Source organism: Gordonia sp. NPDC003429 (assembly GCF_053588575.1).
The window spans coordinates 219,820-235,689 of the sequence record NZ_JBSFQF010000003.1 but is presented as its reverse complement, the minus strand read 5'-3'; the positions used below and the strand labels follow the sequence as shown (position 1 = coordinate 235,689).

6 protein-coding genes are annotated in these 15,870 nt (G+C 68.8%); 2 read left to right on the top strand and 4 right to left on the bottom strand.

Annotated features, from left to right (window positions below; all coding sequences use genetic code 11):
- Positions 1-3: 3 nt before the first annotated feature.
- Positions 4-5,361 (top strand): polyketide synthase Pks13, encoded by a 5,358-nt coding sequence (gene pks13 / locus ACWDSI_RS06350; protein ID WP_449756008.1) that lies wholly within the window; start codon positions 4-6, stop codon positions 5,359-5,361.
- A 59-nt stretch (positions 5,362-5,420) separates the two neighbouring features.
- Positions 5,421-6,974 carry an acyl-CoA carboxylase subunit beta gene (locus ACWDSI_RS06345; RefSeq protein WP_449756007.1) on the top strand — a complete coding sequence of 518 codons (1,554 nt, stop codon included), beginning with the start codon at positions 5,421-5,423 and terminating at the stop codon, positions 6,972-6,974.
- A gap of 7 nt (positions 6,975-6,981) precedes the next feature.
- Here ACWDSI_RS06345 and ACWDSI_RS06340 read toward each other — a convergent pair whose 3' ends face one another.
- From ACWDSI_RS06340 to ACWDSI_RS06325, 4 genes are all read right to left on the bottom strand, one after another.
- Positions 6,982-8,223 (bottom strand): DICT sensory domain-containing protein, encoded by a 1,242-nt coding sequence (locus tag ACWDSI_RS06340; RefSeq protein ID WP_449756006.1) that lies wholly within the window; start codon positions 8,221-8,223, stop codon positions 6,982-6,984.
- A 73-nt stretch (positions 8,224-8,296) separates the two neighbouring features.
- Positions 8,297-9,055 (bottom strand): VIT1/CCC1 transporter family protein, encoded by a 759-nt coding sequence (locus tag ACWDSI_RS06335; protein ID WP_449756005.1) that lies wholly within the window; start codon positions 9,053-9,055, stop codon positions 8,297-8,299.
- Between the two features lie 95 nt (positions 9,056-9,150).
- Complete coding sequence (locus ACWDSI_RS06330) at positions 9,151-12,438, bottom strand: arabinosyltransferase domain-containing protein (protein ID WP_449756004.1); 3,288 nt, start codon at positions 12,436-12,438, stop codon at positions 9,151-9,153.
- Positions 12,428-15,847 (bottom strand): arabinosyltransferase domain-containing protein, encoded by a 3,420-nt coding sequence (locus ACWDSI_RS06325; RefSeq protein WP_449756003.1) that lies wholly within the window; start codon positions 15,845-15,847, stop codon positions 12,428-12,430. Before ACWDSI_RS06325 ends, ACWDSI_RS06330 begins: the two co-directional genes overlap by 11 nt.
- Between the last annotated feature and the right edge of the window lie 23 nt (positions 15,848-15,870).

Here is a 15,870-nt window from a genome sequence, read left to right as displayed (position 1 = left end):
GTGATGTCTGAACTGAATAACGACCAGCCTGTTACCGAGTCGACCGACGGCGAGACCGCCGGTGGCCTGACCGTCGGCGAACTGCGTGAGTGGCTGCGGGAATGGGTCTCGACCGCCACCGGCATCTCCGTCGATCAGGTTTCCGACGACCGGCCGATGGAGGAGTTCGGGCTGTCCTCGCGCGACGCCGTCGCCCTGGCCGCCGACGTGGAGGACAAGACGGGCGTGGTGCTCACCGCCACCGCCGCCTACAACCATCCGACCATCGCGTCGCTGGCCAAACGCATCATCGAGGGCGATCCCGACGAAGGTCTCGACCTCGACGCCGAGACGTTCTGGATTCGCGAACGCAGCAACGACGACGACATCGCGATCGTCGGTCTGTCCACACGCTTTCCGAAGGCCGGGCACACCCCCGAGTCGACGTGGGAGGCGTTGATCGAGGGCCGCGACGGCATCTCCGATCTCCCGGCCGACCGGTGGACGGAGTTCACCTCGGATTCACGCCTGGCGAAGGTGATCGAGGAGGCCAACGTCCACGGCGGCTACCTCGACGACGTGAAATCGTTCGACGCCGACTTCTTCCAGATGAGTCCGCGTGAGGTCGAGATGGTCGATCCGCAGCAGCGGCTCGCGCTCGAACTGGCGTGGGAGGCGCTGGAGGATGCGCACATCCCGGCCAGCGACCTCAAGGGCGCCCCGGTGGGTGTCTTCGTCGGCACCTCCACCAACGACTATCAGTTGCTGGCCGCGATGGGCCTCGACGAGGGCGCCAGCGACACCGCCGCGTACGCGCTGACCGGCACCTCCACGTCGATCGTGGCCAACCGTGTCTCCTACTTCTTCGATTTCCGCGGACCGTCGGTGGCGCTCGACACGGCCTGCTCGTCGTCGCTGGTGGCGGTGCATCAGGCGGTGCGCAGCCTGCGGTCGGGCGAATCCGACGTGGCGCTGGCCGGCGGGGTGAACATGCTGATCACCCCGGCGGCGACGCTCGGTTTCGACAGCATCGGCGCGCAGGCGCCCGACGGCCACATCAAGGCGTTCTCCGCCGACGCCGACGGCATGATCCGTGCCGAGGGTGGCGGCCTGTTCGTGCTCAAGCGGATGGCCGACGCGCGCCGCGACGGCGATGCGGTGCTCGCGGTGATCGCCGGGTCGGCGGTCAACTCCGACGGCCGCTCGAACGGTTTGCCCGCGCCCAACCCCGAAGCCCAGGTGGATGTGCTGCGGGCGGCCTACACCGACGCCGCGATCGATCCGCGCAGTGTCGACTACATCGAGGCGCACGGCACCGGCACCATCCTGGGTGATCCGATCGAGGCCGACGCGCTCGGACGTGTGGTGGGCAAGGGTCGCGCCGCCGATGCGCCCGCTCTGCTCGGGTCGGTCAAGACGAACTTCGGGCACATGGAGTCCGCGGCCGGTGCCGGTGCGCTGGCCAAGGTGGTGCTCGCCCTGCGCCACGACAAGCTGCCCGCGTCGCTGAACTATGCCGGGCCCAACCCGTACATCCAGTTCGACACCGGTCACCTGCGGGTGATCGACGAGGCCGGCGACTGGCCGCGCTACTCCGGTCACGCGGTCGCCGGTGTCTCCGGGTTCGGTTTCGGCGGCACCAACGCCCACGTTGTGGTGCGTGAGGTGCTCCCCACCGACCTCGCACCCGCTCCGCCGGCTGAGCCCCAATCGCTGGGTGAGTCCCACTCGCTGGGTGAGTCCCACTCGCTGGGTGAGTCCCAACCGCTGGGCGAGTCCCAATCGCTGGGTGAGTCCCAATCGCTGGGCGAGTCCCAATCGCTGGTTGAGCCTGTCGAAACCACCGACGACGACGAGGACTTTCTCACCGACGCCGAGCGGGCGGTGCTCGCCGCGCAGGCGACGAAGGCCCCCGAGCCCGCCGAGGTCCCCGCGGTCGATCCGGCCGACGGCTTCGCCCCGTGCGCGGTCGACGGTGCGGCGGCGCCGCTGGTGATCTCCGGGTTCCTCCCGTCGCGGCGCCGCAAGGCTGCCGCGGATCTGCTGGAGTGGCTGGAATCCGATGCGGGACAGCAGACTCCGCTCGCCGACATCGGCCGGGCGTTGGCTCACCGCAACCATGGGCGTTCGCGTGCCGTCGTGATGGCCCGTACGCATGAGGACGCGGTCAAGGGGGTGCGCGCCGTCGCCGAGGGCAAGGCCAATCCGCTTGTCTACTCGGCCGATTCGCCCGACACGGCGTCGGCGGTGTGGTTGCTCTCCGGTTTCGGATCGCAGCACCGCAAGATGGCCAAGCAGCTCTACCTGGAGAATCCGGTCTTCAAGAAGTACGTCGACCGGGTGGACGAGTTCGTGCAGAACGAGTTGGGCTACTCCATCGCGGAGATGTTCCTCGACGACGCGCAGACCTACGGCATCGAGACCGCTCAGGTGGGCATCTACACCATCCAGGTGGCACTGGCCGACACGTTGCGGCACTTCGGCGCGCAACCCGGTGTGCTGGTACCGCATTCGATGGGCGAGGCGTCGGCCGCCTACATCAGCGGCGGTCTGTCGCTGGAGGACGCCACCCGGGTGATCTGTCAGCGTTCGCGTCTGATGGGCGAGGGCGAGGCCACCCTCACCGGTGACGACATCCGGCTGATGGCGCTCGTCGAGTACAGCGCCGACGACATCACCGGCGTCCTGGCCGATTATCCCGATCTCGAGATCTGTGTGTACGCGGCGCCCACCCACACCGTCATCGGCGGCCCCGAGGACCAGGTGGATGCGATCGTGGCGCGCGCCGAGGCCGAGGGCAAACTGGGTCGCAAACTGCAGACCAAGGGCGCCAGCCACACCTCTCAGATGGACCCGCTGCTCGGCGAGCTCTCCTACGAGCTCACCGGCATCACACCGCAGCGACCCACCGTCGGCTTCTACAGCTCGGTGGACCGGGAGACGTACTACCGTCCCGGGCACGAGCCGGTGCACACCATCGACTACTTCCTCAAGGGTCTGCGGCACAGTGTCTGGTTCAGTCAGGCCATCGCCAAGGCCGTGGAGAACGGTCACCGCACCTTCCTGGAACTCTCGCCCAACCCGGCCGTGCTGATCTCGGTTGCCGCCGTGACCTTTTCGGCCGGACTGCACGACGCCGAACTGATCGAGACGCTGCGGCGCAAGGAAGACGAGAGCTACGGCGTGGTCAATGCGCTGATGAAGCTCTACGTTCACGGCCAGCCGGTCGATGTCGGATCGTTGTACGGCACCGGGAATTTCGCTGACATCCCACGAACACGGTTCGAACGCAAGGAATTCTGGCTCAAGGCCACCATCGCCGGCGGCGGTTCTTCTGGCCGCGTCCCCGGCTCCCACGTGGCGCTGCCCGACGGCCGTCACGCGTGGGAGGTCGACGCCGCGGCGGTGAACGACCCGCGCGAACTCGTGCGTGCCGCCGCCGCTCAGGTGCTGCGCGATGTGACGGTGGGGGCCGCGATCGCCCACGGGGAGATCCCGGCGTCCGGCACCCTCACCACCACGCTGAGCCCGCATCCCGGTGGCGCATCGGTCACCATCCACGCCAGAAGTTCGGACGCGTTGGCGGACAAGAACTTCCGCCTCCTGTTCGAGGCGGCCGTCGCCGGCGCGATCGACGACGCCGCACTCGCACCCGCACCGGCGGGCGAGCCCGCGCAGTCGGAGGCCGAGGTGTTCGCCGACAACCGGGTGGTCACCGACGACGATGTGGTCGACGACATCGGCAACAAGTGGAACCCGGAATCGGATGAGTCCGTGGGTGATCGGCTCGCGGTGATCGTCGGCGAGTCGATGGGCTACGACCCTGAGGACCTGCCGCGGGAGATCCCGCTGATCGAGCTGGGGCTTGATTCGTTGATGGCGGTCCGCATCAAGAACCGCGTGGAGTACGAGTTCGACATCCCGCAATTGCAACTGCAGGCGATGCGTCAGGCGAATCTGGCCGACGTGGAGAAGTTCGTGACGTTCGCGGTGACGCATCGTGATCAGCTCGACGATCTCTCCCAGAACGCCGCGGGCGGAGGGGAACTCGACACCGCCGCGCTCAACGCCTACATCGACGAGCAGAACGCGAAAGCCTCGGAGCCCGCCGCGCCGGCCGAGCCCGCCCCCGCGCCGGCCGAGCCCGCCCCCGCGCCGGCCGAGCCGTCGTCCTCGCTGGTTGAGCCGTCGTCCTCGCTGGTTGAGCCTGTCGAAACCGACCTCTCCGATCAGAAGGCCGTCGCAGAGGCCGCGGGCTCGGACGTGCCGCCGCGCGACGCCGCAGAACGTCTCACCTTCGGCGTGTACGCGGTGGTCACCGGGCGCTCGGCGGGGGGCATCTTCACCAAGCTGCCCGTGCTGGACGAGGATACGGCGCAGAAGCTCACCGACAAGCTCAACGAGCGCACCGGCGGCGACATCGACATGGAGGACATCCTCGACTCGGAGACCATCGAGGAGATGGCCGACTACGTGCGGCAGTACCTCGACGCCTCCGCCGACACCGACGGTTTCATCCGCTACCTGCGCCTGGCGAAGGGGGACGGGGATGAACCGGCGAAGAAGACCTACGACCCGTCCGCGGGAGATCCCGTGCCGGTGTTGCTCTTCCATCCCGCCGGTGGCAATACCTCGGCATACGAGGCGCTGCTCAAGCGGCTGCCCGCCGATCAGCCGGTGATCGGATTCGACCGTGTGGAGGGCTCCATCGAGGAGCGGGTCCGGCAATACCTGCCGCGACTGCGCGAGGTGCAACCGCACGGCCCCTACGTGCTGGTCGGCTGGTCGCTGGGCGGTGGCCTGGCCTACGGCTGTGCGCAGGTGCTCCGCGAAGAGGGTGAGGATGTGGCGTTCGTCGGCCTGATCGATGCCGTGATGCCCGCCGAACGTGTGGCGGAGACCCCGGACACGAAACGTGAACGGCTGGAACGCTGGAAGAACTTCGCGATCCGCAACTACGATCTCGATCCCGACGCGCCGATCCCGATGGACCGGCTGGTGGAGGCCGACGACGAAGGCCAGTTCCAGATCATCATGGAGATGGTGTCGATGTCCGGCACCAAGATCCCCGGCGGCATCATCGAACACCAGCGGACGTCGTTCATCGACAACCGCGCACTGACCAACATCGATCCCACGCATTACGACGGCACGGTGGTGCTCTACCGCGCCGACCGGATGCATGACGGCGCAATCGAATTGGAGCCCCAGTGGGCCAATGTCACCGAGGACGGCGGATGGGCGCCCCTGGCCCCCGACCTCGAGATCGTGCACGTCGGCGGTGATCACCTGTCGATCGTCGACGAACCGTTCGTGGCGAAGATCGGTGCCGACCTCACCGCCCGGCTCAGTCGGCTGGGTGTGACGGCCGCACATCGGTAGGGGCCCAACCGGTAAGCCAATCGGACAGGACACCGCGAACCAGCAGAAGTGAGGAACACGTGAGCGACACCACCACCGCGGGCAAGTTGGCCGATCTGCGCCAGAAGCTGGAACTCGCCCGGGAGCCGGGCGGTGAGAAGGCGATCGAGAAACGCGCGGCCAAGGGAATCTGTTCGCCGCGTGAACGTCTCGACATGCTGTTCGATCCGGGCACGTTCGTCGAGATCGGTGCGCTGGCCAAGATGCCGGGCGCCGCGCACACCGGATACGGCGACGGCGTGGTCACCGGTCACGGTCTGGTGCACGGACGGCCGGTGGCGGCGTTCTCGCACGATCAGACGGTGTTCGGCGGCACCGTCGGAGAGATGTTCGGCCGCAAGGTGTCCGCGCTGATGGAGTGGGCCGGCAAGATCGGCTGTCCGATGGTGGGCATCAACGATTCGGCGGGCGCACGCATCCAGGACGCGGTGACGTCGCTGGCCTGGTACGCCGAGATGGGGCGCCGCAACGAGCTACTGTCGGGACTGTCCCCGCAGGTGTCGGTGATCCTCGGCAAATGCGCGGGCGGCGCGGTGTACACCCCCGCCAACACCGACATCCTGGTGGCGGTGGAGGACAAGTCGTACATGTTCGTCACCGGACCCGATGTGCTCAAACAGGTCAACGGAGAAGACATTTCGGCCGAAGATCTGGGCAGTGCGCACAATCAGGCGCGCTGGGGCAACATTCATCACGTCGCACCCGACGAGAAGGCCGCGTTCGAGTGGGTGCGGGAGTATCTGCAGTACATGCCATCGAGCACGTGGGAGAAGCCCCCGGTGATCAATCCGGGCCTCGAACCGGAGATCACCGAGAGCGATCTGTCGCTCAACGACTTCATGCCGGACAACGACAACGCCGGCTACGACATGCACGACGTCATGATCAAGCTGTTCGACGACGGCGCCTTCCACGAGGTGGGCGAACTGTTCGCGCCCAACATCCTCACCGGCTACGCCCGGGTCGACGGACACGCGGTGGGTGTGGTGGCCAATCAGCCCAGTGTGATGTCGGGGGTGCTCGACACGGATTCCTCGGAGAAGGCAACACGTTTCGTCCGCATCTGCAACGCGTTCAACATTCCCCTGGTGTTCCTGGTGGACACCCCCGGCATCCTGCCCGGCCTGGCCGAGGAGCAGAAGGGCACCATCCGGCGGTCGGGCAAATTCCTGTTCGCCTACGTGGAGGCCGACGTGCCCAAGGTGACCGTGGTGTTGCGCAAGGCGTACGGCGGTGCGTACGCGGTGATGGGATGCAAGCAGCTCGGCGCCGACATCAACTTCGCCTGGCCCACCGCGAAGATCGCGGTGATGGGTGCGGAGTCGGCAGCCGCGGTGCTCACTCGCCGGCAGACGCAAGGCATGTCGGCGGCCGAGGCCGACAAGGTGCGCCGCGACTTCATCGACTTCTACAACGCCATGATGGCCACGCCCTACCTGGCCGCCGAGCGCGGCTACATCGACGCCGTCATCGAGCCCGCCGAAACCCGGCTTGAGTTGCGAAAGGCGTTGGCACAGTTGCGCGACAAGCAGATGATGCGCACTCCGCGCAAGGCGCTGCTGATGCCCATCTGATCACGGGTCAGACGAACCGCGACAGTATCGAGTGCACACACTGGGTCACGACGGTGCGGTCGTAGGACTGCACGAAGTCGAAGCGCCGGTCGAGTTCGGGTGCGTCGTCATGGCGGTCGCGGGCGGAGAGAACCGCGGCGAAGTGGGGTCCGAGCACGGCGACGGTCCACTCGTCGACGAGGTCGTCGCGGGGATCGAGTGGGGCGCGATGGACATTGCCGTCCCGGATGGCGGTGACCCCCACGCCGTACACCCCCACGAGACCGATCGTCTCCGACATTGCCTGCCAGCGGCGGGCGGTCGAGGAACTGAAGTTGCGCTCGAACTGAAAGGTGCCGAGCACAACCGCAGCGTGGGTGGCGTGCGCCTGCCGTTCGATCTCCTTGCTCATCGCCACTAGCAGTCGTTTGGTGGCCGGACGCGCGGCGATCGCGGCTTCGACGATCGCGAACGGCGTGGCCTGCTGCGGCGGCGGTGTGGTGCGGACCGGCAACTCGGGTACCGCGGCGGTCGGGTAGCGATCGAGTTCGGTGGGATCGGTCACCGGCGGATATAGCCCACCCATCCCCACCGCGGCGCCCAGGGTCTGTGCCGGCACCAGATGCTGCTCGACATCCACCCCCGTCGCGACGACGAGCGCATCGCAGCGTTCGGTGTGCGCCCACACGGCGTGCGCGAGGCGCGCTGCGTCGGGTCCGATCGGGCGGCGCAGGAGGTCGGGGCCGAGGAGCACCACGTCGGGTTCCAGCAGGACCAGCGCGGTCAGTGACGCGGTGGTGGCCGTCACCGGGTTCAGGCAGATGGTGGTGCCCTGTTCCCGGGCAGCGTCGACCACGCGGAGCACCTCGCGCGGCTGATCGGCGAGTGCCTGGGGCGTGATCGTCATGACCTGGTGGGGGGCGCGGGCCGTCGTGATCTCCAGCGGTGCCCAGCCGCTGCGGTAGAGCCCGATGTCGAGGCCGACGAACAGCGGAACCCGCGCGGCGAGCCCGCGCACCGGATCGGAGGCGAGGAATTTGCTCCGCCGGGCGTCGAGGATCGGCTCCTGCGCCATCATCCGCGCGGCGCGCCGCAGGGCGGTGGCCGAGGCGAGGCTGGTGCCCGGCGGTCCGTGCACCTCCAGTGTCGTCGCCACCAGCGCGCCGTCGGAGAGTCGGCACACCGGCGCGATCTGGGCATAGAGGCTGATTCCGTCCAGGATCGATCCACCCCCCGAATCGGGGGTGTCGATGAGATGATCCCGGGCCATTGCGTTCCCTCGGCGGACAGAGTGTGCAGGAATGAACCTACCCCGCTTCGCGCGTCGGCATCACCCCTGGCGGCTACGCGACCGCGTGGCCGACGAGGTGGCCGATGGCGAAGGTCACCACCATCGCGATGGCGCCGCCGACCACCACGCGGCACATCGGGCGCCACGGGCTCGACCGACCCAGCACCGCCCCGACCGCGCCGGTCAGGGCCAATGCCGCGATCACCGCAACGAACGTCACCGGTATCCGCCACGCCGTGGGTGGCAGCAGGATCGCGATGAGCGGCAGTAGCGCGCCGACGGTGAACGAGACCGCCGAGGACAGCGCGGCCTGCCACGGGTTGGTCAGGTCGTGGGGATCGATCCCCAGTTCCACGTCGACGTGGGCTCCGAACGCGTCGTGGGCGGTCAGTTCGTGTGCCACCTGGCAGGCCGTCGCGTGGCTGAGCCCCTTTTGTTCGTAGAGTCCGACGAGTTCGGCGAACTCTGCCTCGGGCTCCTCCCGCAACTCTCGCGCCTCCTTGGTCAGCAGGGCGCGTTCGGTGTCTCGCTGCGTGCTCACCGAGACGTACTCGCCGAGCGCCATCGACACCGCCCCCGCGGCGAGTCCGGCGATGCCCGCGGTGAAGATCGGTTCGCGGTCGGCGCTCGCGGCGGCCACACCCACCACGATGCCCGCGGTGGAGACGATTCCGTCGTTGGCCCCGAGCACACCGGCGCGCAGCCAGTTGAGCCGGTTCGCGAGCGAACCTGCATGCGGCTCACCGGTGTGCTGCCCGGGCACCTCGGTGTCGGCGCCGGGATCGTCGGCGGCCGATCGGTTGAAGGTCATGCGTCCCACTCAAGCCCGGAAGTCGCACGCGCGCAAGCAAGGTGATGGTTGCCTCACTGGCAGGCCCGTTGCTGCCGGGGGAGGGGGCAGTTGCGTCAGTAGCCGCTCGAGCGCATCGGTGCCGGGTTGTACAGCCCGGAGCGGCGTTGGGTGCCGATGTCGAGTTGGGCGGGCGGTGCCGGTTTGATCTCCGTGAAGCGTTGCAGCCCACCCCAATCGCGGCCCCAGTTGTTGCGCAAGTAGGTCGGCAGCAGTGTGGGCGTCAGCATCGCCTCGGTGATGCCCAGCGGACCACCGGCCTTGCCCGACATCCAGGTCTGACTGTTCTTCTGGGTGGCCTCGGCGTCGGGCATGATGCGCCACTGCGGCACCTGCAGCACGCCGTAGCGCACCTTCATCGGCTGCTGGCAGGGAAACACGAATCCGGGCAGCCAGTCGATGAACACCGGATCGGTGGTGCCCACCACGTCGTTGAGGGTGGCCAGCGTGGTGACCCGCGGCGGGGTGAACGCCACCCATTCCGCCGGCGCGCCGGCGGTGTCGGCCACCACCACCCGCGCCACGGTGGCGCGCGACGGTGCATCGGCCAGCGGGAAGCGCAGATTGCGCCAGGTGGGCGCCTTGGCCACGTCGATCGGCGACATGGTTCCCACCCGCACCACGGTGCCGTCGGGATTCACCCGGCCGAATTCGACGGTGACCTGCTGTCCGGGATGGACCACGCCGATCCCGTCGACGGCCTGCACCGAACCGGCCACCGACATGGTGAGCAGTGGTGCGGCGGCGCTGCGCGGCGGGAGGGAATACCAGTCGGTGGTGAGCGTGCCGGTGCCGCCCGGGGCGCCGTAGCTGCCGAGCACGGGGGTAGTCGCCGGGGCGAGGCCGAACGGCAGTCGCACCGTGGACCCGTTCACGCCACGCGCACCCTGGCCGCCTTCGGTGCCGCCCTGCGACGATTCGCTGGTCTGTTGCTGATCATCGGCGCCCGCGCCGGTGCCGGCGGAGTTCGCCGCACCCGAGGTGCTCGAGGTGTCGTCCTCGGTGGCATCCACCGACAGCTTGCCCGGCACCCCGTTCGGGGTGAATGCCGGTGCGGGCACGCCGTTCCCGATTCCCGCGAGCGCGTCGGAGATGCTGGGCGCCGCCCGTCCACCGACGGCGGCGGGTGCGAGTAGGCCGGTGTTGGGGTTGGCCTCCACCAGCACGTCATTGGCCAGGCCGCATTCGTTCCCGGTGAGCGCACGCGCGTTGGAGTTGAGCCACGACCACGAATCCCGTTGCACATAGGCGGCTTTGGCGAAAGAGGCGACCATGAACAGCACCATCAGCGCGGAGATCACCGGCAGGGGTGAGAACTTCAGCCGCGAGTACCAGTGGCCGGACCGGCCGGTGCGGGTGGGCTCGTCGGTGTAGTCGTCGCGCAGATGGAACCACAGGCCCACGCACGCGGTGGCGACGGCAAGGGCCACGACGATCCAGGCGATCCCGATTCCGCCGATGGCCGGTGGGCGGTCCCACCAAGGGATGCCGTAGCTGCCGACGAACCACCAGCCGTTGGTGCCGGCGAACGAGATACCGACCACGGCGAGCACGGCGGCGGCGAAGAAGGTCCGGTTGCGCCGCGACCGCATGATGGCCGGCGCCATCATCGCGCCCGCCGCCGCGGCCAGTCCGCCGGCGATACCGGCGTACACACCGAAGTGATGCGTCCATTTGGTGGGGGTGAACGCGATGAAGAACATGGTGCCGAGGGTCACTGCGATCAGCCGCCAGATGGGGGCGCGGGCGACGCCGTTGGGATGATTGCGACGCAGTAGCCGCAGCAGGACCACCACCAGGCACAGGATCATGATGAGCACGCCGTAACGGCGGGCCAGGGTACCGTCGGCGGTGGGCAGCAGCAGGTAGTAGTAGCGGATCGGCTCCTGCCACCACTCCAGCGTGGGTCCGACGTCGGTGGCCACCTTGTTGCCGGCGATCAGCGGGGCCAGCGGCTGATCGGCGAAGATCTGGAACAACACCGCTGTCCCCGCGGCCGCGATCGGTGCCAGCATCGGCACCAGGCCGTCGCGCCGGCGGCGTGAGACCACGGTCTTGACGATGGGCCGGATACCGGCGAGCAATGCGGCCACCGCCATCAGGCCGCCCGGGGCCAGCGCCAGGGTGAACGCCGCGGTCACCACGGCGATCGCATAGGGCAGCAGCCGCCGGGTGGCGATCGCGCGTTCCACGCAGCACCAGGTGAACAGGGCGCCCACCGCCTCGGCGGGTTCGGGCCGCAGCCCGTTGTTGAAGGGCAGCCAGATCGCCAGGAACACGAACGCCGCCGACCACACCGCGGGAGTGCTGGTGCGCACCGCGCGGCCCAGCCGCGGGATCACCTCCCGCGAGATCAGCCACCAGCCGAGCAGGCCCAGCGCGAACGCGGGCAGCCGCATCCACGGGGCGGCCAGGCTCACGTGCGTCATCGCGGCGATCACCTGGAAATGCCAGCCGAACGGATCCTGCGGCACGCCGAAGTAGCGGAAGTAGTTGTCGGCGTAGCCCGCGTCGCCGGTGATGCGGCCGACGATGAAGTTGTAGCCGTCGTCGGAGGTGTTGGCCCCGGCGAACCACCAGAACGCCAGGATCACGAACACCGCCACGTCGGGGCCGCGGATGGTCCACCAGCCTGCGGGCAGGAAACGCTTGTGTCTCCGTCCGTCTCGCTGATCGAGCATGCCGAGCGCGATCAGCGACAGCACCGTCATGACGATTCCGACGACGATCACCGCCAGCTTCAGCGGTGTCGGGGTGCTGACGTAGCGGGTGTCGATCGTCGCCCGCAGCGAGACACCGTCGGACATGGCGGTGCCGGGCAGATCGGTGTACACGCCGACGATCTGCGGCCGCATCTCCTGGTCGTCCACCGCATACGACAGGGTGCCGTCGCTGCCCGAGGCCAGGCCGTCGATCGACGCGGTCACACCAGTGCCGTCCGCGTGGAAACGGATGACGCATCCCCGGTCGGCTTGTGCTGCAGCCCGACCGGTACTGAGGATCACCACATCGCGATCGGTGACCGTCAGGCTGGTGGCGTCGGCCCGCACGAACAGCCCGCGGGCGCTGGCGGCCGCGCCGCCCGACGGGATGGTCGACAACAGCACGCCGCCCGCGGCGGGCAGATTGCGCGCAGAGTCGCAGGGCACCTCGACGTCCATGTCGACCGGTACGAACGCGACCAGCGGAGCGGAGACGCTTCCGCGGCCCTCCTGCGGCCAGTTCAGTTGTGCGGTGGTCTGATTGACCGGCAACAGCGGAGTGAGCACGGCCAGCAGCACACCGAGCAGACCCGTCACCGCGGCGACGATCTTGGCTGTGCGGGCGCGTGAGTCAGTCGTCATCGGATTGTGGCTCCACCCTGATCGAACCCGTTCGCGACCAACCCCAGCGGGCGACCTGCGCAGTGCTCACCGTGACCGCCGGTGCGCCGGGCACCAGGGGGGTGAGACGTTCGAGCGCTCCCCATTCGCGTGTCCACTCGTTCGACAGGTAGGTCGGCACCGCTTGCGCGGACGTGGTGGCCTCCGAGATGCCGAGCAGCCCGCCGTCGACCCCGGCCTGCCACGTCTTGGACTGGGAGTTGGTGGACGGGTAATCGGGCAGGATGCGCCACCGCGGCACCTGCGCGATCCCGTTGCTCACCTGCATCGGCCGTTGGCACGGGAAGTGGGCGGCCACGGTCAAGTCGATGAGCGTGGGCGACTGCGAACCGACCAACTGCTGCAGCGTCTGCAGCCGCGGCGCGCGCGGCGGCGTGATCCCGATGAACTGGTACTGCCCGAGGTTGTTGTCCAGCAACGACAGTCGCATCACGGTGGCCCTCGGTGGCGCGGCGGTCATGGGCACCCGCATGTTGCGCCACGGCCGGTTGGTGATCACCGGGCCGGGATCGATGGGCAGCACGTCGGGACCGGCCTGTTCGAACGTTCCGTCCGGTCCGGGCCTGCCGAACTGCACCACCAGTTTCTGACCGAAGTTGCGGACTCCGAAGGTGTCGATCGTCGACACTGCGCCGGCCGTGGTGAAGGCGAGCAGCGGTGTGGCCGCGCGGTCGGCGGGCAACTCGTACCAGCCGGTGGTCAGGCGCGCCTCGCCTGGGTAGCCGTAACTGCCCAGGACCGGCGTGGTGGCCGGGTCGAGTCCGTAGGGCAGCGCCACCGTCGACCCGTTGACCGTCTCGGGTCCGCGGCCGCCGGTGGTGCCCGCACCCAGGCCACCGGTGATCGCGAACGGGCGTGCCACGCTGGCCGACACGTTCATCTGGCCGGGACGTTGCGTACCCGGTTCGGGGGACAGATCGTCGGGAATCCCGTTGGGGGAGAAGCCCACCGGTGTCACGCCGCTACCCGCTCCGGCCAGCGTCGCCGACGCCGACTCCCCGCCGGCGGGGGTCAGCATGCCCGCATTCGGGTCGGGTTCGGCAAGCACGTCGTCGGCCATCCCGCAGGAATCCCCGCGCAACGTGTGCAGATTCTCGCCGAGCACCGTGGTCGCCGGATACCGGGTCACCACGGCCTTGGCGAACACGAGCAGTTCGGCGATCACCATGAGCCCGGCGATCACCGCGATCGGCGACGACGCGAGGAACAGGCGGCGGCGGTTGGCCCGCGACGCCTCGGGAGGTCCGGCGGTGTCGTGTTCGAGGCCCTTGTTGCGCACGTAGTCCAGACGAAGGTGCTGCCAGACCGCGATGGCTCCGGTGATCACCGCGAGGATGAGGAACAGCGTCGAGACCGGGCGTCCGGCGACCACCGGTGCGCGGTCGAACCAGGAGATCCCGTACTCGTAGGCGAACGGCCACGAGTTGTAGCCGGCCATGGCGGCGGCGAGAGCGAAGAACAGACCCGACACGAACACCGTGAGATTGCGGGTGGAACTGGCCGCCGCGGCCACCACGGCCAGGGTGGCGACCGCGGCCATCGCCGCGCCGAGTCCGGCGAACACACCGAACTGGATGGTCCACTTGGTGGGGGTGAACGCGAACAGCAGCAACGTGACGCCCACCGCGCCGATCAGCCGCCACGTGGGACCGGTCGCCACACCGGCGATGCCGGTGCGGCGCAACATGACCGCGACCGTCACCACGATCGCGGCGAGCAGCAACAACAGCGGCACCCGCCGGGTGAGTGCGCCGTCGTCGGTGACCACGGAGATGAAGTAGTAGCGCAGGAATTCCTGATGCCAGCTGATCACCGGGCCCACCGTGTAGCGGATCTTCATCGCCTCGCCCACGGTGGCCAGTGTCTGATCGCGGAACACCACCACCAGCACCACCAGCCCGGCCGCCACGATGGGCGCCACCGCGGCGAGGATTCCGTCGGTGCGGCGACGCTCCAGGAGAATGCGCAGCAGCGGGCGTGCGGCCACGATCAGGATGGCCACCCCGATCACGCCGTGGGGTGCCAGCGCCAGGGTGAAGCCGGCCACCAGCGCCGCGGTGGCCGCGGGCAGCAGGCGCCGGGTGGCGATCGCGCGTTCGACGGCCCACCACGTCAGCAGCGATCCGAGCACGATGATGCCCTCGCTGCGCAGACCGCTGCAGAACGGCAGCCAGAACGCGGTGAACACCGCCGCCGCCGACCACACCGGCCAGTTGCTGCGATACCAGCGGCGGCCGATTCCGCTGTTGACCGCGGGACCCAGCCGCGGCAACAGCACCCTGCTCAGCACGAACCACGACACCAGCCCGGCGATCAGCGGCGGGATATGCATCCACAGGATCGACGGCGAGATCGTCGCCCAGTGCGCGAGAAAACTGTAGTACCAGTCGAACGGCGCCTCGGCGATGCCGTACCAGCGGTAATAGTTGGCGAGATAGCCGAACGAGCCTGCCGTGCGGCCCATGTTCAGGATGTACCCATCGTCGGGGCTGCCCGCCCCCAGGAACAGCCACACCACCAGTACCCCGGTGACCGCCAGATCGGTGAGCCGGGGACGCAGCGTGTGCCACCAGCGGCCGGCCCGCAGGCGATGGGACCGTCCCGACGCCACGTCGAGCAGGTGCAGGGCGATCAGGGACACCACCACCGCGATCACCGCGAGCACCATCACGGCCACTTTGAGTGGCGTCGGGGAACTGGCGTACCGGTTGTCGATGCGCACGTCGGCGCGCAGTCCCGCGGCCGCGGCGGTCTTCGCCTGCGCAAAGGTCAGGTCGCTGAACATCCCCGCCACCTGTGGCCGTTTGCCGGGGTCGAGGTTGGTGGCCGGTCCCAGTCCGGTGAACTGCGCACCCGGGCCGGATGGCTCCGACCAGATGCGCAGGTCGGTACAGCGGGTCAGGGCGGCGCGCGGCGCCGACGCCGCGACCGAGTTACGGAAGGTGGCGGTGACCGCGTCGCGGCCGGCAGTCACGTAGAGGGCCGACGCCTTGCTGTCGGGGGCGTCGGTCGGCATCGTCGCGAGCACCAGGGTGGTGCGGTCGTCGGGCAGGTCGGCGAGCACCCTGCAGGGGATGCGGATGGTCATCGACTGCGCCGTCTGCGCGATCAGCGGAGCCATCACCGACGACGTGTCGGAGCCGGCTTGTTGCTGCGTCGGCCGTGTCTGGGGCCAGCTGAATGAGGCGTCGGTGGCCTTGACGGGCAACAGCGGGACGAGGACGCACAGAACCGCGCCGAGTATGCCCGAGACGGCCGCGACTATCCGCGTCACACGCGGCGTGGGAGTCCTGCGCGGCGTGCTGCCGGCCGCCTCGCGGTCGCGCGGTTGCGGCGCTCCGTGGTCGGAGGTCGTGGCTGTCGGCGGCACGGTGTCTGATCGTAGGCGATCGG